This is a genomic window from Mesorhizobium sp. M0633 (genome assembly GCF_040320645.1).
GTDB lineage: Bacteria > Pseudomonadota > Alphaproteobacteria > Rhizobiales > Rhizobiaceae > Mesorhizobium.
Window position 1 is genome coordinate 264807 of the sequence record NZ_JAMYQC010000003.1, and the last position, 27000, is coordinate 291806.

Annotated in this window: 25 protein-coding genes and 1 tRNA gene; 14 read left to right on the forward strand and 12 right to left on the reverse strand. The window is 62.3% G+C overall.

What is annotated here, in order from left to right:
- The first annotated feature begins 235 nt into the window (after nucleotides 1–235).
- Nucleotides 236–1102 (forward strand): class I SAM-dependent methyltransferase, encoded by an 867-nt coding sequence (locus NKI47_RS04840; RefSeq protein ID WP_352587918.1) that lies wholly within the window; start codon nucleotides 236–238, stop codon nucleotides 1100–1102.
- Between the two features lie 350 nt (nucleotides 1103–1452).
- Entirely contained in the window at nucleotides 1453–4032 is a 2580-nt protein-coding gene (locus NKI47_RS04845; protein ID WP_352588017.1) for a bifunctional diguanylate cyclase/phosphodiesterase, read from the forward strand.
- A gap of 88 nt (nucleotides 4033–4120) precedes the next feature.
- Here NKI47_RS04845 and radC read toward each other — a convergent pair whose 3' ends face one another.
- Both radC and map read right to left on the reverse strand, forming a co-directional pair.
- A complete protein-coding gene (radC, locus tag NKI47_RS04850) occupies nucleotides 4121–4867 on the reverse strand; it encodes a RadC family protein (RefSeq protein ID WP_023678891.1) in 747 nt (248 codons plus the stop codon).
- Nucleotides 4868–4919: 52 nt separating this feature from the next.
- Nucleotides 4920–5747, reverse strand: coding sequence for a type I methionyl aminopeptidase (gene map / locus NKI47_RS04855; RefSeq protein ID WP_352454462.1), 828 nt, complete (start codon nucleotides 5745–5747; stop codon nucleotides 4920–4922).
- 297 nt (nucleotides 5748–6044) lie between these two features.
- On the opposite strand from map, the gene NKI47_RS04860 reads away from it, so the two are divergent.
- On the forward strand, nucleotides 6045–6323 hold the full coding sequence (locus NKI47_RS04860) for a DUF982 domain-containing protein (RefSeq protein WP_352587922.1): 279 nt from the start codon (nucleotides 6045–6047) through the stop codon (nucleotides 6321–6323).
- A 126-nt stretch (nucleotides 6324–6449) separates the two neighbouring features.
- Here NKI47_RS04860 and NKI47_RS04865 read toward each other — a convergent pair.
- The 3 genes from NKI47_RS04865 to phaC form a co-directional block, all read right to left on the reverse strand.
- Nucleotides 6450–6524 (reverse strand) — tRNA-Glu (locus tag NKI47_RS04865).
- A 174-nt stretch (nucleotides 6525–6698) separates the two neighbouring features.
- Nucleotides 6699–7811, reverse strand: a complete 1113-nt coding sequence (locus tag NKI47_RS04870) for a YcbK family protein (RefSeq protein ID WP_352568992.1) — start codon at nucleotides 7809–7811, stop codon at nucleotides 6699–6701.
- A gap of 327 nt (nucleotides 7812–8138) precedes the next feature.
- Complete coding sequence (phaC, locus tag NKI47_RS04875) at nucleotides 8139–9974, reverse strand: class I poly(R)-hydroxyalkanoic acid synthase (RefSeq protein WP_352587925.1); 1836 nt, start codon at nucleotides 9972–9974, stop codon at nucleotides 8139–8141.
- Nucleotides 9975–10071: 97 nt separating this feature from the next.
- Here phaC and NKI47_RS04880 point away from each other — a divergent pair, with 97 nt between their 5' ends.
- From NKI47_RS04880 to recJ, 5 genes are all read left to right on the forward strand, one after another.
- Nucleotides 10072–10458, forward strand: coding sequence for a hypothetical protein (locus tag NKI47_RS04880; RefSeq protein WP_352587928.1), 387 nt, complete (start codon nucleotides 10072–10074; stop codon nucleotides 10456–10458).
- Nucleotides 10459–10498: 40 nt separating this feature from the next.
- Nucleotides 10499–11716: an LL-diaminopimelate aminotransferase gene (locus NKI47_RS04885; protein ID WP_352587931.1), complete on the forward strand. Its 1218-nt coding sequence runs from the start codon at nucleotides 10499–10501 to the stop codon at nucleotides 11714–11716.
- A 40-nt stretch (nucleotides 11717–11756) separates the two neighbouring features.
- Nucleotides 11757–13070 (forward strand): homoserine dehydrogenase, encoded by a 1314-nt coding sequence (locus NKI47_RS04890; RefSeq protein ID WP_352587934.1) that lies wholly within the window; start codon nucleotides 11757–11759, stop codon nucleotides 13068–13070.
- A 202-nt stretch (nucleotides 13071–13272) separates the two neighbouring features.
- Nucleotides 13273–14256, forward strand: coding sequence for a class II fructose-bisphosphatase (gene glpX / locus NKI47_RS04895; protein ID WP_352587937.1), 984 nt, complete (start codon nucleotides 13273–13275; stop codon nucleotides 14254–14256).
- A gap of 60 nt (nucleotides 14257–14316) precedes the next feature.
- Nucleotides 14317–16101 (forward strand): single-stranded-DNA-specific exonuclease RecJ, encoded by a 1785-nt coding sequence (gene recJ, locus NKI47_RS04900; protein WP_352587940.1) that lies wholly within the window; start codon nucleotides 14317–14319, stop codon nucleotides 16099–16101.
- Nucleotides 16102–16120: 19 nt separating this feature from the next.
- Here the strand turns inward: recJ and NKI47_RS04905 are convergent, their stop codons facing one another.
- From NKI47_RS04905 to folE, 3 genes are all read right to left on the reverse strand, one after another.
- Nucleotides 16121–17092: a patatin family protein gene (locus NKI47_RS04905; protein ID WP_023678882.1), complete on the reverse strand. Its 972-nt coding sequence runs from the start codon at nucleotides 17090–17092 to the stop codon at nucleotides 16121–16123.
- Between the two features lie 84 nt (nucleotides 17093–17176).
- Nucleotides 17177–17647, reverse strand: coding sequence for a phosphoribosyl-AMP cyclohydrolase (gene hisI, locus NKI47_RS04910; protein WP_352568834.1), 471 nt, complete (start codon nucleotides 17645–17647; stop codon nucleotides 17177–17179).
- Between the two features lie 10 nt (nucleotides 17648–17657).
- Nucleotides 17658–18320 carry a GTP cyclohydrolase I FolE gene (gene folE / locus NKI47_RS04915; protein WP_023678880.1) on the reverse strand — a complete coding sequence of 221 codons (663 nt, stop codon included), beginning with the start codon at nucleotides 18318–18320 and terminating at the stop codon, nucleotides 17658–17660.
- Nucleotides 18321–18560: 240 nt separating this feature from the next.
- On the opposite strand from folE, the gene NKI47_RS04920 reads away from it, so the two are divergent.
- Complete coding sequence (locus NKI47_RS04920; protein ID WP_023678879.1) at nucleotides 18561–19007, forward strand: iron-sulfur cluster assembly scaffold protein; 447 nt, start codon at nucleotides 18561–18563, stop codon at nucleotides 19005–19007.
- On the opposite strand, the gene NKI47_RS04925 is transcribed toward NKI47_RS04920, so the two are convergent.
- Entirely contained in the window at nucleotides 19004–19909 is a 906-nt protein-coding gene (locus NKI47_RS04925; RefSeq protein ID WP_352587944.1) for a LysR substrate-binding domain-containing protein, read from the reverse strand. The two genes, NKI47_RS04920 and NKI47_RS04925, sit on opposite strands and share 4 nt — an antisense overlap.
- Nucleotides 19910–20000: 91 nt before the next feature.
- Between NKI47_RS04925 and NKI47_RS04930 the strand changes: the two genes are divergently transcribed.
- The 4 genes from NKI47_RS04930 to thrS all read left to right on the forward strand — a co-directional run bounded on the left by NKI47_RS04930 (nucleotide 20001) and on the right by thrS (nucleotide 23725).
- Complete coding sequence (locus tag NKI47_RS04930; protein WP_198023609.1) at nucleotides 20001–20168, forward strand: hypothetical protein; 168 nt, start codon at nucleotides 20001–20003, stop codon at nucleotides 20166–20168.
- 79 nt (nucleotides 20169–20247) lie between these two features.
- On the forward strand, nucleotides 20248–20622 hold the full coding sequence (yidD, locus tag NKI47_RS04935; protein ID WP_352454656.1) for a membrane protein insertion efficiency factor YidD: 375 nt from the start codon (nucleotides 20248–20250) through the stop codon (nucleotides 20620–20622).
- Between the two features lie 146 nt (nucleotides 20623–20768).
- Complete coding sequence (gene blaOXA / locus NKI47_RS04940) at nucleotides 20769–21584, forward strand: class D beta-lactamase (RefSeq protein WP_352587947.1); 816 nt, start codon at nucleotides 20769–20771, stop codon at nucleotides 21582–21584.
- Nucleotides 21585–21751: 167 nt separating this feature from the next.
- Entirely contained in the window at nucleotides 21752–23725 is a 1974-nt protein-coding gene (thrS, locus tag NKI47_RS04945; protein ID WP_352587949.1) for a threonine--tRNA ligase, read from the forward strand.
- A gap of 151 nt (nucleotides 23726–23876) precedes the next feature.
- Here the strand turns inward: thrS and NKI47_RS04950 are convergent, their stop codons facing one another.
- Nucleotides 23877–24842, reverse strand: a complete 966-nt coding sequence (locus tag NKI47_RS04950; protein WP_352587951.1) for an RgsD C-terminal domain-containing protein — start codon at nucleotides 24840–24842, stop codon at nucleotides 23877–23879.
- A gap of 156 nt (nucleotides 24843–24998) precedes the next feature.
- Here NKI47_RS04950 and NKI47_RS04955 point away from each other — a divergent pair, with 156 nt between their 5' ends.
- Complete coding sequence (locus NKI47_RS04955) at nucleotides 24999–25583, forward strand: nitroreductase family protein (protein WP_352568828.1); 585 nt, start codon at nucleotides 24999–25001, stop codon at nucleotides 25581–25583.
- 19 nt (nucleotides 25584–25602) lie between these two features.
- Here NKI47_RS04955 and NKI47_RS04960 read toward each other — a convergent pair whose 3' ends face one another.
- Nucleotides 25603–26484, reverse strand: coding sequence for an HpcH/HpaI aldolase/citrate lyase family protein (locus NKI47_RS04960; RefSeq protein WP_352587953.1), 882 nt, complete (start codon nucleotides 26482–26484; stop codon nucleotides 25603–25605).
- Nucleotides 26485–26487: 3 nt separating this feature from the next.
- A complete protein-coding gene (locus NKI47_RS04965; protein WP_502897363.1) occupies nucleotides 26488–26979 on the reverse strand; it encodes a MaoC family dehydratase in 492 nt (163 codons plus the stop codon).
- Between the last annotated feature and the right edge of the window lie 21 nt (nucleotides 26980–27000).

Below are 27000 nucleotides of genomic sequence, written 5' to 3' on the forward strand. Positions count from 1 at the left end.
AACCGACTAATCCACATACAGACCACGACGGCGGAGTCCGGGAGCGCCTGCGGGGTCTTGTCGCCGGGCGCGGCGATCGCGCCAGAAGCCTTTGATCAGCAGCAAGCCTTCCCGGGGCTAATGCTTTCGCGAGCGGCGGCGCACTGCCGCCCGGTCCGGATTGACGCGCGCTGCTTTCGCTGCAAAGGTGTTTTAACGACTTGTTTACCATGCGTCAGTCAGGGGTGGGGGGAATTTGGAACGGTTTCTGGGCGCGAACCGCCTTAATTGGGATGATCGGGCCGAACTGCACTCGACCGACACAACGGGCAGCTACCACATCGAGAATGTGCTGGCCGGCGGATCCAATCTCTATGAGCTGGAAACGCGCGAGCTCGGCGATATCGCCGGCAAGGATATCGTCCACCTGCAGTGTCACATCGGTCTTGACACGATCAGCCTGAAGAATCTCGGCGCAGGCAGCGTGACCGGGCTCGACTTTTCACCGACGGCGATCGTGGCGGCGCGGGATTTTGCTGCGAAGGCAGGCACCGACGTGCGCTTCGTGGAAGCGCCACTGTTCGAGGCGGTGGAAGCGCTCGGCCGGACCTTTGATATCGCTTACGTTACTTGGGGTTCGGTAAACTGGCTGGACGACGTGTTCCGTTGGGCGCGGGTGGTTGCCGATCTTCTGCGACCCGGCGGCCGCCTCTACATGGCCGAGGGCCATCCATTGATGTTTCAGTGCGATCGAAAGGCCGCGGCCCTGGAATTGAAGCACGACTGGCGAACGCCGATAGCTCGGCCGCTCGCCTGGAACGAGGAACTGACCTACACCGGCGATGATCGCATCTTGAAGCATCCTCGCTATTATGAGTGGATTCACCCGATCAGTGACGTGGTGAATGCGCTGATTTCAGCTGGTCTGACGCTCGATTTTCTCAATGAGCATGACACGGTTTCGTGGCAGCACTTTTCATTTGCCGTGCGGGCCGGCAAGGATATGTACGGATTGCCGGAGAACTCTCCCAAGATACCGATGGCTTATTCCATTGGCGCGACGAAGCGCAGCGTCGGCAAGATACCATACCTTGTGTCTCCCAAGCCGATCGAGGGCCACTAGTCCAAGGTCAATGCTCTGACGTACTCGGGTCGGAGCGTCGAAATGTGCAATGGCGCTCGTGCGCCTCGATCTTCCGAACAAAACTGATCTAGCTGGCGTTTCATGTTGGTCCGCATCGTGCAGCCCGCCTTCAGCATCGCTGTCGGTATCGCAGCCGGCGTCAGCCGTCGGAAAATGAAATTTCTCAGGAGTATGAAGGTCAAATTAAACATTGAAAGCTAATGTTCCTCATCGGGTCGACCCCGAGAACCTGAAAATGGCACTTGAGGAATCGCCTATTGGCTTTTTTCCGCGCTAGGTTCAACGGCATCAAGGAGGCCGTCTTTTCGTCGGCAAATATTCCGGCGGCGATCGCGTTTGTCGTCATCCTTGTCAGCGCAGCGTTCGCGGAGCACCAGAACAAAATCGTCTCGGACCAGGCCGTCCGTGCGGACGTGCTGACCAAGGTCAATCTCATCCGCGCCAAGCTCGAAGGCAATATCAATGGAAACCTCCAGCTCGTGCGTGGACTGGTCGCCGCGGTCGTGACCGAGCCCTATATGGGACAGCAACGCTTCGCCTCGCTCGCGAGCAATCTGTTTGGCGCCGACTCGCAATTGAACGATATTGCCGGCGCGCCCGATCTGGTCGTTTCCCTTATGTATCCGATGGAGGGTAACGAGCAGGCGATGGGTCTGGACTACCGCAAGAACGAGCGGCAGCGTGCGGCTGCGCTAAGGGCGCGAGACGAACGCAAGCTGGTGCTTGCCGGTCCCGTCGACCTGAAACAGGGAGGACAAGGCTTCATCGGCCGCTTTCCGGTCTTCGTGCCGAGCGCTGGCAATACGGAAAGGTTCTGGGGTATCATTTCCGCCGTTGTCGACGTGCAGCGCCTTTACAGAGCGAGCGGCTTGCTTGACGACGATCTCGGGATCGACGTAGCGCTGATCGGCAGGGACGCCCTCGGTCACCAAGGTGGTCAATTCTACGGCAATGAGGAGATCAGCAAAAGCGATCCGGTGACGGCTGACGTTTTGCTTCCTTCCGGCTCGTGGCAGCTCGCGGCCATTCCCAAAAACGGCTGGCCTTCGACGCCAAGCAACGCATGGTTGTTGCGCGCGATCATGGCGACGGCCGGAGCCTTGGTTGTGTTCCCTTTCCTGGTCACAGGCCGCCTGATTGGCGAAAGACAGCGCAATTATGCGGAATTGCGTCGATTGTCACGACGCTTGGAACTCGCTCTGGAAGCTTCGGCTATTGGGGTTTGGGAACACGATCTCGCGACCAACGAGCTTACGTGGGATGATCGCGTCAACGAAATATATGGCAAACCAACCGGCGAGCACCGGGGCTACCCAGACTGGGCGGGAGCAATCCACCCAGATGATTTGGCTGGCGCCAACGCGGACTTCGACAGGGCAGTGGCCAGCGGACGACCATATTTGTCGGAGTACCGGATTGTGCGTCAGGATGGCGAGATCCGTCATGTCCGGTCGAAGGCGATCCTCTACCGGGTCGCAAACGACACCCCAAAAATGATCGGCGCGGAATGGGACGTGACTGCCGACGTCCTGCTGAACAAGGATCTGGTTCGTGCAAAACAGCTGTCCGAGTCGAAAAATGCAGAACTCGAGTCGGCCAAAGCGCGCATAGAGCACATCGCGCTTCATGATTCGCTGACCGGCTTGCCCAACCGGCGTTACCTCGACCAGGTACTGGAACATTACGCGGCAAACGCCAGGCGCTCAGGCGGGCACGCGGCACTGCTTCACATAGATCTGGATCGGTTCAAGCACATCAACGATACGCTGGGCCACGCCGCCGGTGACGCGATGTTGGTTCACGCGTCAACCGTGCTCAGGTCGAAGGTCGGCGACGAGGGATTCGTCGCCCGTATCGGGGGAGACGAATTCATCGTTCTGTGCGTGGTGCGCGACGATACCAAGCAACTGGCGCTGCTCGCCGACCGCATCATCAGCCAGATGCGCGAACCCGTCTACTATCAGGGTCATCGATGCCGTTTTGGTGTCAGCGTGGGAATCGCTGTCGATAACGCAAAAGATGTCGAAGCCAAACACCTGCTGGTGAACGCCGATATCGCGCTTTACCGAGCAAAGGGGCGGGGCCGCAATCGATACGAATTCTTCACCGACGCGATGCAAAGCGAAATCGTCGATACTAAGCGGATTGCCGACGAAATTCTCGGCGGCCTCGAGCGCAACGAGTTCATCCCCTTCTACCAGCCCCAATTTGACGCAAAGACGCTCGAAATCGTTGGGGTTGAGGCGCTGGCGAGGTGGAAACATCCAATAAAGGGTATTTTGGCGCCCGACATCTTCCTGAGGATTGCAGAAGAACTGAACGTCGTCTCGATCATCGACCAAGCCATATTGAAGCAATCGCTTGCGGATTTCGAAGAGTGGTCCGCTGCAAAACTTCACATTCCGCGGGTGTCGGTCAATGTCTCGGCCAGGCGCCTTCAAGACGAGGAGCTCATCAAGAGCCTGCGAGAACAAAATATCAAGAAAGGAACAGTTTCGTTCGAGCTTGTTGAGTCGATTTTCCTGGACGAGAACGACGACCTTGTCACCTGGAATATCGAGCAGATAAAAGAGCTCGGGATTGACGTCGAAATAGACGATTTTGGTACCGGCTACGCTTCGATGGTCAGTTTGCTGAAGTTGCAGCCGCGCCGGCTGAAGATAGATCGGCAGCTGGTCACCCCAATCGTCAAATCTCCGCAGAGAAGGCAGGTTGTCTCGTCGATCATTGAAATCGGCAAGTCGCTGGGTATCGAGGTCGTGGCGGAAGGCGTCGAGACGATGCAGCATGCACGGCTACTCAAGGGCCTGGGCTGCGACATATTGCAGGGTTATGCCTTCGGCCACGCATTCGATTCCGAGGGACTTAAGACCTTTGTCCGATCGCGACGCCTGCGCACGGCCAGCTGAGCCTCGGCGCCAGAATTTATCGAGCCGACCGCCTTGACGTTGCGGTACAGAGGCGCACAGCGGACAAAGCTGAAAACAACGCCAAACCTCAGATCAGCAGCAGGCCCTTCATGCTGGAGTGGCCTTTCCTGCCGATGATGATGTGGTCGTGAACGGCAATGCCAAGCGGTTTGGCCGTCTCGATGATCAGCTTGGTCATCTCGATGTCGGCGCGCGACGGCGTCGGGTCTCCCGACGGATGGTTATGCGCCAGAATGATCGCCGTGGCGGAGAGCTCCAAGGCGCGCCTGACCACCTCGCGCGGATAGACCGGTGTGTGGTCGACGGTGCCGACCTGCTGGACTTCGTCGGCGATCAGCGCGTTTTTCTTGTCGAGGAACAGGATGCGGAACTGCTCGCGCTCCTCGAAGGCCATCACCGACCGGCAGTATTCGAGAACCTGCGTCCAGGTCGACAACAGCTCGCGGCCGGCGATCTCGCCGCGCGCCATGCGCTGCGCCGTTGCCGCAACCACCTTGAGGTCGAGCGCCACCGCCGGGCCGATGCCCTTCACCTCCTGCAGGCGCTCGACGGGCGCACCGAGGACCTCGGCCAATGTACCGAAGCGTGCCAGCAATGCCTTGGCGACAGGCTTGGTGTCGGCGCGCGGGATCAGCCGAAACAATAAAAGCTCGAGCAGTTCGTAGTCGGGGAGGGTGTTGGTACCGGCGGCGAAGCGCTCGCGCAGGCGGTCGCGATGGCCGAGATAATGCGGCTTGTCGGCGGCCACCGCCTTCGCGGGCGATCGCACTGGCCTTTCGGGAAAGAAGGCCCGCTCGTCGTCGTCACCGTTCATGGCTGCCCCACCCAGCATTTGCCGGGCAAGGTAACGCCCGATCTGCCAGACACTAGGCCCGCAGGCCGGGGCGGTCGAGGTTTTTTGGCGACAGCGTGAAGATCTCGCAGCCGGTCTCGGTGACGCCGATCGTGTGCTCGTACTGCGCCGACAGCGAACGGTCGCGCGTCACCGCGGTCCAGCCGTCCGACAGCACTTTCACATGCGGCCGGCCGAGATTGATCATCGGCTCGACGGTGAAGATCATGCCCGGCCGCATCTCGACGCCTTCGCTGGCGCTGCCGTAATGCAGGATATTCGGCGCGTCGTGAAACAGCCGGCCAACCCCGTGGCCGCAGAAATCGCGCACCACCGAGCAACGCTCGGCTTCGGCATAGGTCTGGATGGCGGCGCCGATGGCGCCGGTTCGGGCGCCCGGCTTGATTGCCGCGATGCCGCGCATCAGGCACTCATACGTGACTTCGAGCAGCCGCTCCGCGGCACGCTTGATCGTGCCCACCGGATACATGCGCGAGGAGTCGCCATGCCAGCCGTCGAGGATATAGGTGACGTCGATATTGACGATGTCGCCATCCTTCAACGGCTTGCTGTCGGGTATACCGTGACAGACGACGTGGTTGATCGAGGTGCAGGATGATTTCGTGTAGCCACGGTAGTTGAGCGTCGCCGGAAGCGCGCCATGGTCCATCCCGAACTCGAAGACGAAGCGATCAATCGCTTCGGTGGTGACGCCGGGCGCCACAATCGGTACCAGTTCGTCGAGGCAGCGCGCGGTGAGATCGCAAGCCTTGCGCATGCCGACAAAACCTTCCTCGTCGTAAAGACGGATCTGGCCGGTGTTTCTGAGCGGTGCCGTGGCGGCGTCGAGATAGGTGACCATTTTTGTCCGTCTTGCAGGGATGCGAGGCCTGGATGAGCCCCGCGAGAGAAATCCCCCCAGATTTGGCACTGGAAAGCGCAAGGTTCAAGGACGAACTGCCGGCGACGGCCGAAGACCGGCGATATTCATGCCTGGGAGCATTCTCCTTGCCTGCAGCGGCCCATGCTTCGCCGGGTTCATTGACCACCGTAGTGACGACACATTTCTAGGCGAGAAGCGGCCCAAGCATTAAGCCGCCACGGCAATTTTTTGCGACGAACGGCGTTGCTGCGGGGGTGTCAGTTCGGGAGAGATCGAATGGACAGACTGCAATTCGAGGTGCCGGTGCGGATCGCGCCTGTGCCCGGCCAGCCGGTCGAGCAGGCGCTCGATTTCTTGCAAACGTGGCCGGTTCGCCGGAAGGGACCAACCTACCAGGCCGCGTTCAATGCCTGTTTTGGCGCCACGGTGGACATCGTCGAGACCGAAGACGCATGGCGGGCCTTCATGGCCTTTTGCCGGGTGAGCGGCCTGCTTGCCAGGGACATGATGGTTCCGCGCAAGCGCGGCGGCGAGGCGAGGGTACTGCGGGCGTAGGAAGCCGTCGACACAATCCCCAGTCTGTCTTCGCCGCCTTTGCTGACATCCCCATCAGAGTGGGTAGGGTCCAGCAAAGCTTGCCAGCATCACGCTGGCGATAGACATATGCCAAGTTGAAATTGCTGGTACGCCCAAGGGGAATCGAACCCCTGTTACCGCCGTGAAAGGGCGGTGTCCTGACCGCTAGACGATGGGCGCGCTCAGATGTGAGCGCTTATAGTTGCGTCGCGACAAACCGGCAACCCGTCTGCCGCCGGCTGCGACAACTTTTTTCCTTTGGCTCCAAACCGCGTCTTTCCGACAGCCAAGCTGGTTTTTGCGGCATGATGCAACGCCGCCGAAGGGCCTTCGCGGTGACGGAAGATCCTCGCCCTAGCCGCGCCTGCGGCAACGCCAGTTCCAGTCGCGCTCCGGTCCGACATCGACGTGAACGGATTCGGTGTGGCAGTAGGTGCCGACGCCGCCGCGGCCCGGCATGGTGCGGATGTAGCTCGCCAGTTCCCACTTCGAGACGCCGGGGACCTGGATGTCGGCGGCGGCGCAGTACATGTGCAGCGAATTCTTGGCGCCGTTGGCGCGGCGGTTGCGGGCCGGATCGCGGTAGCCGGAGGTGACCGTCATCTTGCGGCCGTAGTGGCCTTCGATCGTCTTCAGCACGCGAACCAGCGACGGCTTCAAGCAGGCGACATCGACGCTTTCGTTCTGTTTCAGGAGGCCGTTGGGCGCCAGCCGGGCGAGGCCGGCGGCGGAGGCGACCTGGTAGGCGCCACCCGAACCTTCGTCTTCGTTGAGATCGACGTCACTCTCATCGTCGAGGCCGGATTTGCGCTTGATCTCGAACAGCGCCGTCTGTCGCACGCCGGGCAGCGCATCGGCCGTGAAGTGGCTGGTATCGCCCGTCGACACCAGCTGCACCGGCTTTTCAGCCGGATTGGCCGAGGCCAGGGTAACGGTGGGTTTTGCCGCAGGCGTCGCCTTGGCCTGCACGACCGTTGGCTGCCCGCCCGATCTGCTGTTGGCCGGCGATGCTGCCGAAGCGGGGGTGGCGCTGAACAGCGAGGCCAGGAAATTTTTCTTCGGTGCGTAGGCCTGTGGCTGCGGCATCTCGCCGGCGGTCACATAGACCGGGTTGTTCATCGCCGGCGCTGCGGCCTTGGCGTCGGGCTTCGATGCATCAGCACTGTTCTGTGCCACGGCCTGATCGGCCGTCTGGGCGTTTGGTTGCAGCGGCTGCGGCGTGTGTCCCGCGATCGTCTCGGCTGCCGTGGGAACGGCGATCGGGAAGCCGGCATCGGGCTTGGCCCCTGGCTTGGCCACTGGCACATAGGCCACCTGCTCGGGAAGGTTGGCGTCACCGTCGGCATTCATCGTCATTTGTGCGGTCGTCATCTGCGACGATGATGCGGCCGTGCTGGCCTGGGGCGCACCGGCGGCCGTGCTGATTTCGGTAGCCGAGGTATTATAGCCTGGCATGCCGACCGACATGGTCGGGTCGCCGGCCGAGGTGCAGGACGCCAGGAGCACCGAGAAAAGCGCCGCCACAATGGCGCGGCTTTCTCCCTTCGCGAGGCGCGATCCTGCTGATCTCAAAACAAAATTCCCCCTCGATATCCGACCGGTTCGTCATTGGCGCGGCGTCGAAACGTCTCGTCGAAATGACCCTTGTTCCCCGAACCGGAAACGAGACCTGTGTCAAATCTGCAAGCCTCAAAGTAATTTGGCGGCTAGAGGATGAATCAAGGCTGCTCAGGGTTGACGGCACCATTTCGCCCGCTTTTGGCGGCGCGTCAACTCACCACACATTACAGATGGTTACACGCGCACCTTGACATAGGTGCCGGGGGCTTCGCCTAGAACTTGCATATGCTCGCCCGGTTTGCGGGCCGGTACGCGGGTATTGTCCCTGGCTTCGATCCAGCGTTGCCAGTGCGGCCACCAGGAACCGGGATGGTCGGTGGCCCCGGCGAGCCACTGGTCGAAGTCGCCGGCCGGCTTGCCGCCGGTCGAGTAGTGATATTTCTGCGCCGCCGGCGGATTGACGACCCCGGCGATGTGGCCGGAGCCGGCCATGACGTAATCGACCTCGCCGCCGAAATATTTCGAGCCGAGGAATACCGACAGCGCCGGCGCGATATGGTCCTCCTTAGAGGCGAGGTTGTAGACCGGCATGGTAACGTCCTTCAGCGAAACCGTGCGGCCCGCCAGTTCCATCATGCCTTGCGAAAGCCTGTTCTCGAGATAGCAATTGCGCAAATAGAAGGAATGGTTGGCAGCGCCCATGCGGGTCGAATCGGCATTCCAGTAGAGCAGGTCGAAGGGCAGGGGATCCTTGCCGCGCATGTAGTTGTTGACGACATAGGGCCAGATCAGGTCGCCCGAGCGCAGCATGTTGAATGCAGTCGCCATCTTGGTGCCGTCGAGATAGCCTTTTTCGTTCATCGCCTTTTCGACGGCCGCGACCTGCTCCTCGTCGACGAACACTTTTAGATCGCCGGCATAGGTGAAATCGACCTGGGTGGTGAAGAAGGTGGCGGATTTGATGCGGTGGTCGCCTTCCTGCGCCATCAAGGCCAGCGCTGCCGCCAACAGCGTGCCGCCGACGCAATAGCCGATGGCGTTGACATGCCTTTCGCCGGTGGCCTTCTCGATCGTGTCGAGGCCGTATTGCAGGCCCTCCCTGATATAGGCCTCCCAGCTCTTGGCGCCGTGCCGCTCATCCGGGTTGATCCAGGAGATGACGAAGACGGTGTGGCCTTGCTCGACCGCCCAACGAATGAAGGATTTTTGCGGGTTGAGGTCGAGGATGTAGTATTTGTTGATCCATGGCGGGCAGATCAGCAGCGGCCGCTTGAGCACGGTCTCGGTCGCCGGCTCGTATTGCAGGATTTCGGCGACGTCGCTGCGGCCGACCACCTTGCCGGGCGTGGTGGCGAGATTCTTGCCGATCTCGAAAGGCGAATAATCGGCCTGCCGCAGCTTCAGGTCGCCCTTGCCGGCGGCAATGTCCTCGGCCAGCATCTTCATGCCGCGCACCAGGTTTTCGCCGTTGGAGGCGACAGTCTCGCGAAACAATTCCGGATTGGTCAGGATGAAATTCGACGGCGAGATGGCATTGGACACCTGCTTGACATAAAAGCCGGCCTTGTGGCGGGTGTGCTCGTCCAGGCCGTCGGCGTGCTCGACCAGTTCGGCCGCCCAGCGCGAGGTGACCAGATACGCCTGTTTGAGGAAATCGAAGAAGGCGTTGCGGCCCCATTCCGGGTCCTGGAAACGCTTGTCACCGCGCTCGGGCTTGACCGCGTCCTCGGCGTCCTCGGCGCCGGCGCCGATGCGCTGGACGGCGTTGGCCCAGACGGTCATGTAGCCGGAAAACAGCCGCGTTTGCGCCTCCAGCGCGCGCTGCGGGTCGGAGAGCCAGTACTCGGTGAGCTTGGAGAACGTCTTCACCATGTCGACGACCGGCTCGGCGATGTGATCGCGCACCTCGCCCTTTTCCCGCGGCTCGGCCCATGCCGAGGCGGCTTTGCCGGCCTGCTCGATCATGCGGGCCATGTTCAGAGCGAAGCGCTCCGGGTCCTTCACCAGATATTGCTCGACGGTCGAAGGTTGGTCATCTTCCGCTTTGCCCGAATCGGGTGTTTTGGACATGGTTCGCAGGGTTCCTCCCGAAGCGTTTTGTTGACATATTATCATGGGATATCGAACAGGGTCCAATGTGCTCTAACCCGGCCGCCAGGAAAACAATATGACGATTAATATTGGCAAGAACGTTTTTTCCGGCACTGGTCGTTTTTGCCGCATGGCGCTCGTCATGTTGGCGATGGCCGGTTGCACGAGCAGCAACATAGAAGGTGCGGCGCCCGCCACCGGCCTTGTCGGCGCGAAGGACACCGGTTCCTATCCGAACCTGAACATCCGGCCGCAGGTGGCGGCCGAGCAATTCACCGACGAGGAAAAGAACGCCAAGCTCGCCCAACTGAAGGCCGAGGAGCAGAGCCAGGCCGCCAAGGGCGGCGGCGTCAAGGTTGCGGACCAGGCAGCGCTGGACCAGCTGGCAAAAAAACACGGCGCCGAGGCGCTGAAGCAGATCGAAGGCAAATGCGACCCCGCTCTCGACCCTAGTTGCAAATAAGCTTATACGCGCGACCGCAACCTCACTGTCTGGAACTGCCATGGAAGAATTTCACAAGGTCCGCCGGCTTCCGCCCTATGTCTTCGAACAGGTCAACCGGCTGAAGGCCAGCGCCCGTTCGCGCGGCGCCGACATCATCGACCTTGGCATGGGCAATCCGGACCTGCCGACGCCCAAGGCCATCGTCGACAAACTCTGCGAGGTGGTACGCGATCCGCGCACGCACCGCTATTCGTCGTCGCGCGGCATTCCGGGCCTGCGTCGTGCCCAGGCCAACTACTATGCCCGCCGCTTCGGTGTGAAGCTCGACCCGGACAGCCAGGTGGTGGCGACGCTCGGCTCGAAGGAGGGCTTTGCCAATATGGCGCAGGCGATCACCGCCCCCGGCGATGTGATCCTGTGCCCCAACCCGACCTATCCGATCCACGCCTTCGGCTTCATTATGTCCGGCGGCGTCATCCGCTCGCTGCAGGTCGAGCCGGACGACGGCTTCATCCCGGCGTTGGAGCGCGGCATCCGCCATTCGATCCCGAAGCCGCTGGCACTGATCCTCAATTATCCATCCAACCCGACGGCACTGGTCGCTTCGCTCGATTTCTACAAGGAGGTGGTGGCCTTCGCCAGGAAGAACGACATCATCATCCTGTCGGATCTTGCCTATTCGGAGATCTATTTCGACGGCAATCCGCCGCCTTCGGTGCTGCAGGTGCCGGGCGCCATAGACGTCGCCGTCGAGTTCACCTCGATGTCGAAGACCTTTTCGATGCCGGGCTGGCGCATGGGTTTTGCGGTCGGCAATGAACGGCTGATCTCGGCGCTGACGCGAGTGAAGTCCTATCTCGACTACGGCGCCTTCACGCCAATCCAGGTGGCGGCGGCGCATGCACTCAACGGCGACGGCGCCGACATCGCCGAAGTGCGCGACGTCTACCGCAAACGCCGCGATGTCATGGTCGACGCTTTCAGCCGCGCCGGCTGGACCATTCCCGCACCGGCGGCTTCGATGTTCGCGTGGGCGGCGATCCCGGAGCCGTTCAAGCACCTGGGCTCGCTTGAATTCTCCAAGCTCTTGATCGAGCACGCCGACGTCGCCGTGGCGCCGGGCGTCGGCTTCGGCGAGCATGGCGACGATCACGTGCGCATCGCGCTGGTCGAAAACGAGCACCGGATCCGGCAAGCGGCGCGCAATATCAAGCGCTTCCTCGCATCCAGCGCCAAGCAGCCGAATAACGTCGTGCCGCTCGCCGCGCATCGCTGATTTTCTACACATCAACCGACTGAATGGGGCGTCGCCGGACATGGCTGAAGCGTTGCGTGTTGGAATTGCCGGGCTCGGCACCGTCGGTGCGTCGGTGGCCCGCGTGCTACGCGACAAGGCGGCCGAACTGACGCGGCAGTGCGGGCGCGACATCGTCGTGTCGGCGGTTTCGGCCCGCGATCCCAAACGCGACCGCGGCGTTGATCTTGGCACAGCACAGTGGTTCGACGACGCCGTCAAGATGGCGCAGACCGCCGAGATCGACGTGTTCGTCGAGCTGATCGGCGGCGACGAAGGCCCATCACACTCGTCCGTCAAAGCGGCGCTCGAGGCCGGCCGCCATGTCGTCACCGCAAACAAGGCGTTGCTTGCCAAACACGGGGTGGCATTGGCCGAGATCGCCGAGAGGAAAGGCGTGCTGCTCAATTACGAGGCGGCGGTGGCCGGCGGCATTCCGGTTATCAAGACAATGCGCGAGGCGATGGCCGGCAATTCGGTGACCCGCGTTTTCGGCATCCTCAACGGTACCTGCAACTACATTCTGACGCGCATGGAAGCCGAGGGCCTGTCTTTCGATGCCTGCCTGAAGGATGCGCAGCGGCTGGGCTATGCCGAAGCCGACCCGACCTTCGACATCGAGGGTCACGACACCGCGCACAAGCTGTCGATCCTGACCAGCCTTGCCTTCGGCACGAGGATCGCCGCCAACGATATCTACATGGAAGGCATCTCCAACATCAGCCAGGCCGACATCCGCGCGGCCGGCGATCTCGGCTACCGGATCAAGCTGCTTGGCGTCGCCCAACGCACCGAAAGCGGCATCGAGCAGCGCGTGCACCCGACCATGGTGCCGACGGCCTCGGTCATCGCGCAGGTGCACGGCGTCACCAATGCGGTGGCGATCGAAACCGACATCCTCGGCGAATTGCTGCTTTCCGGCCCTGGCGCCGGCGGCAACGCCACCGCGTCGGCGGTGATCGGCGACATTGCCGACATCGCCAAGAGCCGGCCTGGCTTCCAGCATGGTCCGGTCTTCGGCCGGCCGGCGAAGGAATTGAAGCCTTACAAGAAAGCGCAGATGCGCAGCCATGCTGGCGGTTATTTCATCCGGCTGACCGTACACGACCGCCTCGGCGTCTTCGCGGCAATAGCCAAGCGCATGGCCGACAACGACATTTCGCTGGAATCGATCGTCCAGCATGCCGCCGGGCCGGAAACCGAGGCACAGAAGACCGTCATCCTGGTGACCCACGAGACGACCGAGGCGGCGGTGCGCAAGGCGGTTGACGGCATCACCAGGGACAGCCTTCTGACCGACAAGCCGCAAGTCATCCGCATCGAGCGGGCCGGATAGCAGTCTCACATTCTGCGTTTAATCGATTGATATTGCTGTGCTTTCAAAAAGGTCCAGCGCAGGTCTTGCTGTTGTCACGGGGCTTTGACACAAGAAGCGCGTCTCTGGCGGGAGGCTAATGCATGTCGCCCAAAAGTGTGCAGCGGTTTTGGGACAACGACATGCATAATAAAAACAAAGTGCCAACGAGGATTGTCCATCGATGAATGTGGCCCAGAACATTGTCGCCGGCCTCGACCGGATACTGACCATGGAATTGGTGCGCGTCACCGAACGCGCCGCGGTCGCGGCCGCCAGATTGCGCGGGCGCGGCGACGAGAAGGCGGCCGACCAGGTCGCGGTCGACGCCATGCGGCAGGAGCTTAACCGTCTCGCCATCAACGGCACGGTGGTGATCGGCGAAGGCGAGCGCGACGAGGCGCCGATGCTCTATATCGGCGAGGAGGTCGGTACCGGCAAAGGCCCGGCTGTCGACATCGCGCTCGATCCGCTCGAAGGCACGACGATCTGCGCCAAGAACCTGCCCAATGCATTGGCTGTTATCGCCATTGCCGAAAAAGGCAGCCTTCTGTTCGCGCCCGACGTCTATATGGACAAGATCGCGATCGGCCCAGGCTATGCCGACGGCATCATCGACATCGATGCCTCGCCGGCCGAAAACATCGCCAGCCTGGCCAGGGCCAAGGGCGTGCCGGTGGCAGAGATCACCGCCTGCATCCTCGACCGGCCGCGCCATGGCGCCTTGATCGAAGCCGTGCGGGCGACAGGCGCCGCGATCCGGCTGATCGGCGACGGTGATGTCGCCGGGGTCATCCATACCACCGACCCGGACGAGACCGGCATCGACATCTATCTCGGCACCGGCGGCGCGCCGGAAGGCGTGCTCGCAGCTGCCGCCTTGCGCTGCACCGGTGGCCAGATGCAGGGCAAGTTGATCCTCGATACGCCGGAAAAGCTGGCGCGCGCCGCCAAGATGGGCATCTCCGACCCTAACCGGATCTACCACACGCAAGACATGGCACGCGGCGACGTGCTGTTTGCCGCGACCGGCGTCACCGACGGCAATATGCTGGCCGGCGTCAAGTTCGGCCGCAATTTCATCACCACGCACACGATCGTCCTGCGATCGTCATCGCGGACCGTGCGCGAAATCAAGGCCAGGCACCAGGATCTGGAAAAGTTTTGATTTCGACTCAGTTAGCCGTTGCATACTGTGCGCAATGACAAATTGCAGACGGCGCGTCACGTGACGGGGGAAAGACGCTTTTTCCTCGATGTCAGGCAATCGGCCGCCGGCGTTTCCTGGGAACACCGGCTGACCGAGCGTCAGGACATGGCCGCGCTCGCCATCGCGCAAGGGTATGGCGTGCCCGATATCGTGGCACGCGTGCTGGCCGGGCGTGGCGTCACCGCCGAGCAGACCGAGCAGTTTCTGGATCCGACCATCCGCAACCTGCTGCCCGACCCGGCATCGCTGACCGACATGGACAAGGCCGCCTCTCGCATCGCCCAGGCGGTGATGGCCAGGGAAAAGGTGGCGATCTTTGGCGACTACGATGTCGACGGCGCCGCCTCATCGGCGCTGCTCAAGCGCTTTCTCGCACATTTCTCGGTGCCGTCGGAGATCTACATACCGGACCGCATCTTCGAGGGTTACGGCCCCAATCCGGAAGCGATGCGCGAACTCGTTTCGCGCGGCGCGACGCTGATCGTCACCGTCGATTGCGGCACCAATAGTGCTGCTTCCATCGACGCGGCGAAGGCCGCCGGCGCCGACGTCGCGGTGCTCGATCACCATCAGGTCGGCGGGCCGTTGCCGGCGGCGGCTGCGGTCGTCAACCCCAATCGCGAGGACGACCTTTCCGGACAAGGCCATCTTTGTGCCGCCGGTGTCGTCTTCCTTTGCCTGGTGCAGACCGCGAAGATCCTGCGCGGCCGCCTGCCGGATGCCGCACCGCCGGACCTGCTTGGCCTGCTCGATCTGGTGGCGCTTGGCACCGTCTGCGACGTGGTGCCGCTCACCGGCATCAACCGCGCCTTCGTTGTCAAGGGGCTGCAGGTTGCGCGGCAGCAGAGGAACGAAGGGCTGGCGGCACTGGCGCGGGTCTCGCGTATCGGCGAGCCGATCAACACTTTCCATCTGGCCTTTCTGATCGGTCCGCGCATCAACGCCGGCGGGCGCATCGGCGACGCAGCACTTGGCAGCCGCCTGCTTGCAACCGACGACCCGGTCGAAGCCCGCACCATCGCCGAGACGCTGGATCGGCTCAACCAGGAGCGGCAGTCGATGGAGCAGGAGATGCTGGCCGCGGCGCGCTCAGAGGCCGATGCCGAGCTTGCCGGCGGCAATGGTCCGGCCGTCGTGGTCACAGCCAGCAGCAACTGGCATCCTGGCATTGTCGGCCTGCTTGCCTCGCGGCTCAAGGACCATGCAAGACGGCCGGCCTTTGCCATCGCCTTCAACGCCAATGGTGTCGGCACGGGGTCAGGCCGTTCAGTGTCGGGATTCGACCTCGGCCGGCTGGTGCGCGAGGCCGCCGATGCCGGGCTGATCGTCAAGGGCGGCGGCCACGGAATGGCGGCCGGCATCACTGTCGAGCGGGCGAAGCTCGGCGAACTCAGGGCTTTCTTCGAAGAACGCGCGGCGGTGGATGTATTCCGGCTGCAAGGCGAGGAGAGCCTGGCGATCGACGGTGCGCTAGCCGCCGAGGGCGCCACGCTTGGGCTGCTCGATGCACTAGAGAGGGCAGGGCCGTTCGGCGCCGGGCATGTCGCGCCGGTGTTCGCGCTGCCGCGCCACCGGCTTGTCGATGCGCGGGCGGTCGGCAGCAACCATATCCGCGCCGACCTGCAGTCGGAAAGTGGCGGCCGCATCCAGGCGATCGCCTTTCGCGCCGTCGACACGGCTCTTGGCGAATTCCTGTTCAAGAACAGGGGTAAGCCGGTGCATGTCGCCGGCTCGCTGTCGGGCAACCACTGGAACGGCAACCGCACGGTGCAATTTCGTATCGTCGACGCGGCGCTTGCCTGAGAGCTCGCTGCCGCCCTGCCTAAGCGAGGACGGTCTGCAGCCGGGTCAGGTCGCCGATCTGCGCCATCGTTGCCTGGTAGCCGATACGGATCGCTTCGTCGGCGCGGTGGAATTCGGTCAGGCCGATATGGCTGAGCTTCGGCTGCAGCGATATGTCCGGCGGGTCGCCGGCCAGCCTGGCGCGCGAAATGCGGTCCTGGATGATGTTGAAGGCCTCGACCATGACGCCGGTAATGCCGAGCCGCGTCTCGCGCGACTGGCGTTCGGGATCGGCGTGGCCGGCCCTCGGCGCGTCTTTCTCGATGACCAGCTCGCCGGCATTGTGCTTGATCACCGCGGCGCGGCCGAACAGATCGTAGTGAAGGTTCACCGCAACCACGAGCGGCTGCTCGTAGGCACGGCAGACCGAGACCGGCACCGGATTGACCAGTGCGCCGTCAACCAGCACACGCCCATTGCAGGCGACCGGCTCGAACACGCCGGGCAGCGCGTAGGAGGCGCGCATTGCGGTGCTCAACGAGCCGCTCGACAGCCAGATCTCATGGCCGGTGCGGATTTCCGAAGCGACGCAGACGAATGGTTTTGGCAGGTCCTCGAAGCGGATGCCGGCTATGTGCTCGCGCAGCCGCGCATCGAGCTTCATGCCACCGAACAGGCCGCTGCCGCGTAGATTGAGGTCGAGAAGGCCAAAAATGCGCCGCCTGGTCAGGCTGCGCGCGAATTCTTCCAGCTCGTCAAGCTTGCCGGCAACATAGCAGCCGCCGACCAGCGCGCCGATCGAGGTGCCGGCGATCATCGACACTTCGATGCCGGCTTCGTCAAGCGCGCGCAGCACGCCGATATGCGCCCAGCCGCGCGCACAGCCGCCGCCCAATGCCAGCGAAATCCCTGTTTTGCCCGGAGATTTGGTTTCGGATGCGCCCGCGGCCGAGGAGAGGCCATTGGCCTCCCGAACGTCAGGTCTGTTGCGCAATGACGCCCAGTCGAGCATCACAATCTCCCTTGTCCCACGGCCATCCTATAGGCGGGCCGTATCGAAATCATGAATATACGTGGCTGAAGTGCTGCGAATGGTTCATATTGATGGTGTATTGCGCTTTCGATACGTTTTTTCCGCATCGAACAGTGGCTTGCTGCCGTCGCTGGCAAGTGTCCCTTTGCCATCGCTCAGCCCCACCGTCCGATAAAAGCATGAACGTCGGCCGGTGTGACAAGTTGCTTGGTGACCCAGCACTTTGACGCGCAACCATATCGCGTCCTGGTCACAATCCGTGAGCATCTCGACAACCTCCTGGACATTGCCCGAGGTTTCGCCCTTCTTCCACAGCGCGTTGCGCGAACGCGACCAGTAGTGCGCGATGCCGGTCTCGAGCGTCAGCGCCAGCGCCTCGGCATTCATGTGCGCGACCATCAGCAGCATGCCGTCTTCGGCATCGGTGACGACGGCGGTGACGAGGCCGCCGGCATCGAAGCGCGGCGAAAGGACCGTGCCTTCCTCAAGCGCCTTCTTGTCTGAGGGAGCTTTCGGGAACTCCAATGCCGACATTCGCCGGTCCTTATTTAACTAAGGTGGGGCGGGTCTGATCAGTTCCGCCGCCGCGCACCATGGTGACGAAGCGGACCTGCTCTTCGGGTGTATCCTTGAAGACGCCGGTGAAGGTCGAGGTCAGTGTGGTGGAGCCCTGTTTGCGGATACCGCGCATGGCCATGCACATATGCTCGGCCTCGAGCATGACGGCGACGCCACGCGGATTGAGCACGTCCTGGATGACCCCGGCAATCTGCGCCGTCATCGCTTCCTGGGTCTGCAGACGATGGGCGAAGATGTCGACGACGCGGGCGATCTTGGACAGGCCGACGACCTTGCCGTCCGGCAGATAGCCGACATGCGCCTTGCCGATGATCGGCACCATGTGGTGCTCGCAATGCGAGTGGAACGTGATGTCCTTGACGATCACGAGGTCATCGTAGCCGGCGACTTCCTCGAAGGTGCGGCCGAGTTCCTCGGCCGGACACATGTCGTAGCCGTTGAACATTTCGCGGAACGCCTTAGTGACGCGCTTCGGCGTGTCGATCAGACCCTCGCGGTCAGGGTTGTCGCCGGTCCAGCGCAGCAAGGTGCGCACCGCGGCTTCGACTTCGGCCTCGCTTGGCCGGTCGGTGACCGGCTTTTCCATATAGGCCGACTGCGGCATGAGTTTCTTGATAACGGCGTCCATAAAGGCGTCTCCCGTAGTTCCTCTCTCAGGAGGAACGAGTTGAACGGACCACGACCTTTCGGGTGTCAGAAACTCGCCCGGTTTCCAGCCCGTAAGTGGCGTGAACAGATTTGGGCATGACGAGGTTTGTGGTCGCCTTGTCGATACCCGACTACCGCCATTATATATGTTCGTGCCGAGCGAAAGGAAGACGCCAGAGCGGCAATCGCTGTTCGCTGGGCGGCGACGGATTGGAAAAATATGATCGACGATGTCTACAATGCGAAAATTCTGGGTTTTGCCGGAAACATCGCACGGATCGGCCGGCTCGACCGGCCCGACGCAACCGCACGAGCACATTCCAAGCTGTGCGGCTCGACGGTGACCGTCGATCTGAAGATGGATGATGGCGTCGTCAGCGATTTCGCGCATGACGTGAAGGCCTGTGCGCTTGGCCAGGCGTCGTCGTCGATCATGGCGCAGCATGTCGTCGGCGCCAGCGCCGAAGAATTGCGCAGCGTGCGCGAGACGATGCTGAAGATGCTGAAGGAAAATGGCCCGCCGCCCGAAGGTCGTTTCGCCGACCTGAAATACCTGGAACCGGTGCGCGACTACAAGGCGCGCCACGCCTCGACCATGCTGACCTTCGACGCAGTGGTCGATGCCATCGGCCAGATCGAGAAGAAGCGGGCGGAAGAGGCAGCTTAAACTTTGGCGAGAAAACGCCGGCTTTCGGCGAATTCCGCCCGGACCCAGTCGGCAAAAGCCCTGGCCGGCTCGGAAAGGTCATTCAGCCTTCTGGCCACTAGCCAATAGGCGCCCGACGCGACATCGATGTCGAAAGGCTTGATCAGCGCGCCGGACGCAAGTTCTTCGCCGATCTGCAAAAGATCGCCCAGCGCGACACCATGTCCAAGCAAGGCTGCCTGCTTTGAAAGCGAAGCATCGGCCAGCATCGGGCCGCGCGCAGGCACGGCATCAGCCGTCACGCCCGCCGCTTCGAACCAGCGCGCCCAAGCCTGACGGTTTTCTTCGTGCAGCAATGTATAGCGACCAAGGTCGATCGGCTTTTCCAGAGCTGGGCCGAGTGCCGGCGACAGAACTGGGGAATCGACGACCGCGGCAAGCTGTTCGGCTTCGCTGCGTGGCCATGAGTTGGCGTGCGCACTGAAACGTAGGGCAAGTTCGGGCTGATCGCTGCGAAACTCTATCAACCTCGGGTCGACCTCAAGGGAAACGTCGATGTCGGGTCGCAACTCGCGAAACCGGTTGAGCCGCGGCACCAGCCATACGGATGCAAGCGATGGCTCGACGCTGACACGTACCACGGACTGCGTCGGGGCTGCCGTCAATTTCGAAAGCAGCCTGTCGATGCCCTCGAAACTTCTGACCAACTGATCGAGCAGCCGCCGGCCGGTGTCGGTCAACTCGACGCGGCGATGATGGCGGAAGAACAAAGGTTGGCGCAGGAAGGTTTCGAGCTCGCGGATCTGTCGGCTGATCGCCGCCTGCGAAACATAAAGCTCCTCGGCCGCACGGCTGAAGCTCAGGTGACGACCGGCTGCTTCGAAGCTTCTGAGAGCCGTCAGGGGGAGGTGTCCGCGCTTCATTCGCATAACTCAGAGTTATCTGACGTGGACGTTATACTCGTTTGAAGAGCAAGGCCAGCGGCGCTCTAATCGGTGCTCAAGGAGTGCCGCCGTGATCCAGTTTCTCAACATTCTGGGCGATGTCGTGCGGATCGCGACGTTTCAGTGGTACGACGAGAAACCGCATAGGGATTGGTGCGAGGAGAGGCCGCCGACCAGCGTCGCCGTATGTCGGAAGCCGACGCCCGACCGCTACCCGGTTCGCCGTACCAGGCCATGACGGGATTGCCGGAACGGCATTGCGTTCCTGGCCCGATGCGCACATCTATCGCGTAGGGAAACGCGATGTGGAGACTGCGGTGGTCGGCCAACATCGGCAAGCGCACGGCGCCAGACCGATTCGACAAGGACGCAATTGGCCCGGCCCGTGGCGCAAGACGCCGGGCCGCGTCTTCGGCACGTCGCTTGTCCGACTCTACCAGCTGACGCTGTCCGGCTTCGTCGGCAATTCCTGCCGGCATCTGCCGACCTGTTCCGAATACGCGCACGAAGCGATCGCCCGCCACGGGCTGTGGGCCGGCGGCTGGATGGGGTTTTTCCGGGTGCTGCGCTGCGGACCGTTCGGCACGCACGGCATCGACCGGGTGCCTGAGGCACTGGCTGATCGCTACCTCTGGTTCACGCCATGGCGGTACTGGCGGATCGGGAAAAAACGTGGCGACCTGGACAGTTGACCGCAGCTGTGCGGTGCACAAAGGGATCGCTTTTTACGATCTGTTAGGGTTAACCGCAGCTTGCGCTGACATAGCGCATTTGAGACAAAATCGAGACAAGACACCTCGCTAAGCCGCTCCTGACACCCTTCAGGAGAGATTACCAAATGCGCCGGATAGATCGTCTTCCCTTCGTTTTCGCCGTGGTTCTCTATGTCCTGGCGTGGCTGATGGGTTTTCCGATCCGTGCGCAATCGGCGCCGCTCGGGGACGTCGAATGCACGCTGATCGTCGACGCCGCAAGCGGCGAGACGCTGTATCGCCAAGGGACCTGCGATCAGCGCTTCAGCCCCGCCTCGACGTTCAAGGTTCCGCTGGCGCTGATCGGCTATGATGCTGGAATCCTGAGCGACGAGCATACGCCAAGCTGGGAGTACAAGGCAGAGTTCAATGCCCCGAAACGGGACCGCAAGACCGTCGACCCGACGATCTGGGAAAGGGATTCGGTCCTTTGGTTCTCACGCGAGATTACGCGCCGGCTCGGCAGCAAACAGTTTGCCGGCTATGTGTCCAGATTGGACTATGGTAACACCGAAGTCTCCGGCACTGCCGGCAAGAATGACGGCCCCACCCATTCCTGGGTGAATTCTTCGCTCAAGATATCGCCGGTCGAGCAGGTCGATTTCCTGCGCAAGCTGCTGGCGCGGAAACTGCCGGTCTCGGACAAGGCCCATGCGATGACCAGCGCGATTGTCCCGACCTTCCGGGCAGGCGGCTGGACGGTGCAGGGCAAGACCGGAACGACCAGGCTCGGCGACAGCGCCGACAAGCGCTCGCTTGGCTGGTTTGTCGGCTGGGCGCAGACCGATGCCCGCAAGATCGTCTTTGCCCGCCTGGTAGTCGATACGAAACGTGCCGACACGCCAAAGGGGCTCAAGACGCGGGCGATGTTCCTGAAAGATCTGCCGAATCTCCTCAGGTGACCTACATCCGGCTTTACGGCGCCGAAAACTGCCCATAAAAGACCGCTCGCCGCCGGACGCATCCGGCTCTTACTGATGCATGTCGTAGCCCCAAAACCGCTAAGCAGTCTTGGGCGACATGCATTTCACCACCCGCGCTCGTTTGCGGGACTGGATAGGAGAATCTTATGCTGAATTCCGTTTCCCTGACATTTCCCGATGGTTCCGTTCGCGATTACGACGCGGCGATGACCGGCGCCGGCCTGGCGGAATCGATCTCGAAGTCGCTGGCCAAGAAGGCCGTTGCCTATTCGATCGACGGCACAGTGCGCGATCTTTCCGACCCGATCGGCAGATCGGGCAAAGTCGAGATCATCACCCGCGAGGACCCGCGTGCGCTGGAGCTCATCCGCCACGATGCAGCCCATGTGCTGGCCGAAGCCGTGCAGGAACTTTGGCCGGGAACGCAGGTGACCATCGGGCCGGTGATCGAAAACGGATTCTACTACGATTTTGCCCGCAACGAGCCGTTCACGCCCGACGATTTCCCGGTGATCGAGAAGAAGATGCGCGAGATCATTGCGCGCAACAAGCCGTTCACCCAAGAGGTCTGGTCGCGCGAAAAGGCGAAGAGGATCTTTGCCGACAAGGGCGAGCGCTACAAGCTTGAGTTGATCGACGCCATCCCCGAGGATCAGGACCTCAAGATCTATGCACAAGGCGACTGGTTCGACCTTTGCCGCGGCCCGCATATGGCCTCGACTGGCCAGATCGGCAACGCCTTCAAGCTGATGAAGGTCGCCGGCGCCTATTGGCGCGGCGATTCGAACAACCCGATGCTGACGCGCATCTACGGCACGGCCTGGGCCGACCAGGCGCAGCTCGAAGCCTACCAGACGATGCTGGAGGAGGCCGAGAAGCGCGACCACAGGAAGCTCGGCCGTGAGATGGACCTGTTCCACTTCCAGGAAGAGGGCCCCGGGGTCGTGTTCTGGCACGCCAAGGGCTGGAGGATGTTCCAGAACCTGGTCAATTACATGCGTCGCCGCCTCGACGAACAGGGCTATCAGGAGGTCAACGCGCCGCAGGTGCTCGACAAGAGCCTGTGGGAGACGTCGGGCCACTGGGGCTGGTACCGGGACAACATGTTCAAGGTGACGGTTGCTGGCGACGACACCGACGACGACCGGGTGTTTGCGCTGAAGCCGATGAACTGCCCCGGTCACGTCCAAATCTTCAAGCACGGGCTGAAATCCTACCGCGATCTGCCGGTAAAACTTGCGGAATTCGGCAATGTGCATCGCTATGAGCCGTCCGGCGCGCTGCACGGGCTGATGCGCGTGCGCGGCTTTACCCAGGACGATGCGCACATCTTCTGCACCGAGGAACAGCTCGCCGACGAGTGCATCAAGATCAACGATCTGATCCTCTCGACCTATGCCGATTTCGGCTTCGACGAAATCACCGTCAAGCTGGCGACCCGCCCCGAAAAACGGGTCGGCACCGACGCGATGTGGGATCATGCCGAGGGCGTGCTGCAGGACGTGCTCGACAAGATCGCCGCGCGGTCGGGCAACCGGATCAAGACGGGCGTCAATCCGGGTGAGGGCACGTTCTACGGGCCGAAGTTCGAATATGTGCTGAAGGACGCCATCGGCCGCGACTGGCAATGCGGCACCACGCAGGTTGATTTCAACCTGCCGGAACGGTTCGGCGCCTTCTACATCGGCTCGGATTCGGAAAAGAAGCAGCCGGTGATGGTGCATCGCGCCATCTGCGGCTCGATGGAGCGTTTTCTCGGCATCCTGATCGAGAATTATTCCGGCCATTTCCCGCTCTGGTTCGCGCCGCTGCAGGTGGTGGTGGCGACGATCACTTCCGATGCCGACGATTACGCCCAAAAGGTCGTTGCGCAGCTGAAGGCGGCGGGGCTGATCGCCGAAGCCGATCTGCGCAACGAGAAGATCAACTACAAGGTCCGCGAGCATTCGCTGGCCAAGGTCCCGGTCATCCTCGTCTGCGGCAAGCGCGAGGCCGAGGAAGAAACGGTCAATATCCGTCGTCTCGGGTCGCGCGACCAGGAATCACTCGGCCTCGCAGCCGCCGTGAAGCTGCTTGCCGATGAGGCGGTGACACCCGACCGCAAGCGCCGCGCGGCCTGAACCAGCCGACCAGCAACGAATGGCGGTGGAGCGATCCACCGCCATTTTCATATGCCTGTCACGCCGCGCGCCTATCTGGCAAATCGATCGACGTGCGCGTCGGCGATGCGCTGGCGCGACGCATGCGCAAGGCAGCTTAGAGGGGCGCGCCTCAGTCGGCGCCTTCCTCGGAATCGATGGCCGAAGCCTCGGTGGCCAGAACCTCGATGTCCTGGTTGTGCCCAGCCACCACCGTAAAATCCTTCTGGTAGATGCGGTCGCGGTTCTTGGCGATGATGGTGTAGTCGCCCTCGGCCAGCACCATCGAGGCAAAGGCGCCGACGGTTTCCTTGATCGGATCGCCGGATTCATTGAGCAACGACCAGGAGGTGTCGGCGATAGCCTCGCCGCCTGGTTCGCGCACCAGCTTCATGGTCATCTCGGCGGCACGGTGCTCGACGGTCGCTTCGGTCAGCTTGCCGGCCTCGACGCGGATGTCGGAGCGGATGACCGCGTTCACCGCGCCATAGGTCGACACGACGTGGTAGGTGCCGGCATTGAGCCGCACGACGCTGTTCGGCTCGACATCGGGTATGATCAGGGCGCGATCGCCATCGGCCGCGGCGTGGCTCTCATAGATCGAGAAGCGCAGCTTCTTCGGCGGTATGCGTACCCCGCCGGACAGCACGGCATCGAGCTTGAGGCCACCGGCATCGAGCACGAGGCTCTCGCGCTTGGCTTCCTTGCCGACGGTGATGCGCTTGGTGGCGCCGGCCCGCCCGTAGGAGGCGTGGACCAGATACGAACCCGGCTCGAGCTGGAATATGGCGGTGCCGCCATGAGCGGAGGCGACCATCGGCAGCTTGCCGTCGCTAGCCGATTCGGGTTTGAAGACGCGCCAGACTATGCCGCGCGTGATGTCGGCGCCCTTGTCGGTCAATTGCGCCGACAGCGTGATCGCCCCGCTGTTGCCCAATGCCAGCGACGTCTCGCTTTTCGGAGGCGCATAGCCCGAAATTCCGGGAAGCTTCAGCTCGCCGAGGCCGTCCACATCCTGGGCGACGGCAAGCGAAGCCGGCACCATCAACAGTGCGGCAGCGAGCCATATCAGGAAAAGACGCAATGTCCCCTCAAACATGCCTTGCGTTGAAGCCCAAGGCGGTGGCAATTTCAAGGCTTAAGAGTCCGGTCGGCTTCTGCTACAGGGCTCTTTGTCCGGCGCGCCGCGCCAATGCCCAAGCCGCCCGATGTCCCGATGGTGCGCTTCAGCTCAAATTCCAGGAGACTTGCGCCCATGGCGTCGCCGATCATCGATCTTCTGCTGACCCGAAATTCCGCGCCGATCCCGGATTTGAAAGAACCGGCACCGGGCGATGCGGAGATCGCGACGATGATCGCCGCCGCTTCGCGGGTGCCGGACCATGGCCGGCTGGAGCCTTGGCGTTTCATCCTTTATCGCGGCGAGGCCCGCATCGAGATCGGCAAGAAGCTGGCAGAACTTGCCGAACAGCGCGAAGGGCCGCTGCCGGAAGGCCGGCGCAACCAGGAACTGGCGCGCTTTTCGCGGGCGCCGCTGGTCATCGGCGTGATTTCTATCCCCAGGGAAAACCCAAAGATCCCGCAATGGGAGATGTTCCTGTCCGGCGGCATGGCGGCGATGAACCTGATGCTTGCCGCCAATGCGCTGGGCTACGGCACCAACATGATCAGCAACTGGTATTCCGACGTGCCCGAGGGCAGGGCGATCCTCGGCCTGGCGCCGCATGAGCGGGTCGTCGGCTTCGTCCATATCGGCTCCTACCAGGGGCCAGCGCCGGAACGACCGCGGCCCGATCCGGCAAAGCTCTATGCCGACTATTCAGGGCCGTGGGTGGGATAATTTCGGCGCGGAACAGACCCTAAGCGTCAAGCCCCGCTGCCTTGGCTCGCGCCAGGAGCCGTTCGGCGAGCTTGAGATGCGGCCGATCGTACATCTTGCCGTCGATGCCGACGACGCCGGGATTTCCTGCCGCCTCGAACGCCTCGACGATCGCCAGGGCGCTTTTCACCGCTTGCGCCGAAGGTGTGAAGGCGGCGTTGATGACCGGCACCTGCGCCGGATGGATCGCCATCTTGCCGGTGAAGCCGTCGCGCTCGGCCTCAGTGCATTCGGCCTCGAAGCCGGCCATGTCGCGAAAGTCCGGAAAGACGGTGTCGATCGCCGCGACTTCCGCGGCACTTGCGGCAAGCATGGTCATGGTGCGGGCGAAGCGGAACACATCCGTGTAGCGGCCGTTCCCGTCGCGCGTCGCGCGTGCGCCGATTGCCGCCGACAGATCTTCCGCGCCCCAAGTGAGGCCGGCAAGCCGCGCGCTTGCCTTGGCGTAGGTTGCAGCGGCCATTACGCCGGCTGCGGTTTCGGTGATGATCGGCAGGATCCTTATCGCGCCATCCGGCAGGCCGCCTTCGGCTTCGTGCACCCTGAGCTTGGCCGAGAGATGCTGGACATCCAGTCCGCTGTTCGACTTAGGCAGCATGATGCCGTCTGGTTTCACCGGCACGAGCGCCGCCAGATCGTCGTCGGTCAGTCCGGTCGAAAGATCGTTGACGCGAACATAGATCGCGGAGCTGGTCCGGTGCCTGTGCGCGGCGATAAAACGCGCCGCTGTGTCGCGCGCCAGACCTTTGTTCTGCGCGGCAATCGAATCCTCGAGGTCGATGATGACCACGTCGGCGCCTACGCCAAAGCCCTTCTCCAGCTTCTTTTCCGAATCGCCGGGAACGAAGAGCAGAGAACGCATCGGCTATGCCTTTTTCATCATCATGGCTTGCCTCGTGCATTTGGCAACCAGCACATCGTTCTGGTTATAGGCGCGGTGCTCGAACTCGACGATACCGCGGTCCGGTTTCGACCTGGAATCGCGCACCGAAACCACCGTGGTCTCGACGCGAATGGTGTCGCCATGGAAGACGGGGTGCGGAAACACTGTCTCCTTCATGCCGAGATTGGCGATGGTGGTGCCGACGGTGATGTCATTGACCGAGATGCCGATCATCAGGCCAAGCGTGAACAGCGAATTGACCAGCGGCTTGCCCCATTCGCTCTTCGCCGCGAAGTCGAAGTCGATGTGCAGCGGCTGCGGGTTCAACGTCATCACCGAAAACAACATGTTGTCGCTTTCGGTCACGGTTTTGCGCAGCGTGTGCGTGAACACTTGGCCGACAGCGAACTCCTCAAGATAAAGCCCGGCCATGGTCGATCTCCTCCGCTGCTTCAGGGTTGATAGGCGTTGCATATCGCGCTCGCAAGCCAGTTA

Bases quoted from the DNA above. Each gene is read 5' to 3' on its own strand.
- radC (WP_023678891.1), bottom strand. From the start codon at position 4,867: ATGAACGGTGACGACGACGAGCGGGCCTTCTTTCCCGAAAGGCCAGTG.
- map (WP_352454462.1), bottom strand. From the start codon at position 5,747: ATGGTCACCTATCTCGACGCCGCCACGGCACCGCTCAGAAACACCGGC.
- NKI47_RS04860 (WP_352587922.1), top strand. From the start codon at position 6,045: ATGGACAGACTGCAATTCGAGGTGCCGGTGCGGATCGCGCCTGTGCCC.
- NKI47_RS04870 (WP_352568992.1), bottom strand. From the start codon at position 7,811: ATGTCGGTCGGCATGCCAGGCTATAATACCTCGGCTACCGAAATCAGC.
- phaC (WP_352587925.1), bottom strand. From the start codon at position 9,974: ATGTCCAAAACACCCGATTCGGGCAAAGCGGAAGATGACCAACCTTCG.
- NKI47_RS04880 (WP_352587928.1), top strand. From the start codon at position 10,072: ATGACGATTAATATTGGCAAGAACGTTTTTTCCGGCACTGGTCGTTTT.
- NKI47_RS04885 (WP_352587931.1), top strand. From the start codon at position 10,499: ATGGAAGAATTTCACAAGGTCCGCCGGCTTCCGCCCTATGTCTTCGAA.
- NKI47_RS04890 (WP_352587934.1), top strand. From the start codon at position 11,757: ATGGCTGAAGCGTTGCGTGTTGGAATTGCCGGGCTCGGCACCGTCGGT.
- glpX (WP_352587937.1), top strand. From the start codon at position 13,273: ATGAATGTGGCCCAGAACATTGTCGCCGGCCTCGACCGGATACTGACC.
- NKI47_RS04905 (WP_023678882.1), bottom strand. From the start codon at position 17,092: ATGCTCGACTGGGCGTCATTGCGCAACAGACCTGACGTTCGGGAGGCC.
- hisI (WP_352568834.1), bottom strand. From the start codon at position 17,647: ATGTCGGCATTGGAGTTCCCGAAAGCTCCCTCAGACAAGAAGGCGCTT.
- folE (WP_023678880.1), bottom strand. From the start codon at position 18,320: ATGGACGCCGTTATCAAGAAACTCATGCCGCAGTCGGCCTATATGGAA.
- NKI47_RS04920 (WP_023678879.1), top strand. From the start codon at position 18,561: ATGATCGACGATGTCTACAATGCGAAAATTCTGGGTTTTGCCGGAAAC.
- NKI47_RS04925 (WP_352587944.1), bottom strand. From the start codon at position 19,909: ATGAAGCGCGGACACCTCCCCCTGACGGCTCTCAGAAGCTTCGAAGCA.
- blaOXA (WP_352587947.1), top strand. From the start codon at position 20,769: ATGCGCCGGATAGATCGTCTTCCCTTCGTTTTCGCCGTGGTTCTCTAT.
- thrS (WP_352587949.1), top strand. From the start codon at position 21,752: ATGCTGAATTCCGTTTCCCTGACATTTCCCGATGGTTCCGTTCGCGAT.
- NKI47_RS04950 (WP_352587951.1), bottom strand. From the start codon at position 24,842: ATGTTTGAGGGGACATTGCGTCTTTTCCTGATATGGCTCGCTGCCGCA.
- NKI47_RS04955 (WP_352568828.1), top strand. From the start codon at position 24,999: ATGGCGTCGCCGATCATCGATCTTCTGCTGACCCGAAATTCCGCGCCG.
- NKI47_RS04960 (WP_352587953.1), bottom strand. From the start codon at position 26,484: ATGCGTTCTCTGCTCTTCGTTCCCGGCGATTCGGAAAAGAAGCTGGAG.
- NKI47_RS04965 (WP_502897363.1), bottom strand. From the start codon at position 26,979: ATGCAACGCCTATCAACCCTGAAGCAGCGGAGGAGATCGACCATGGCC.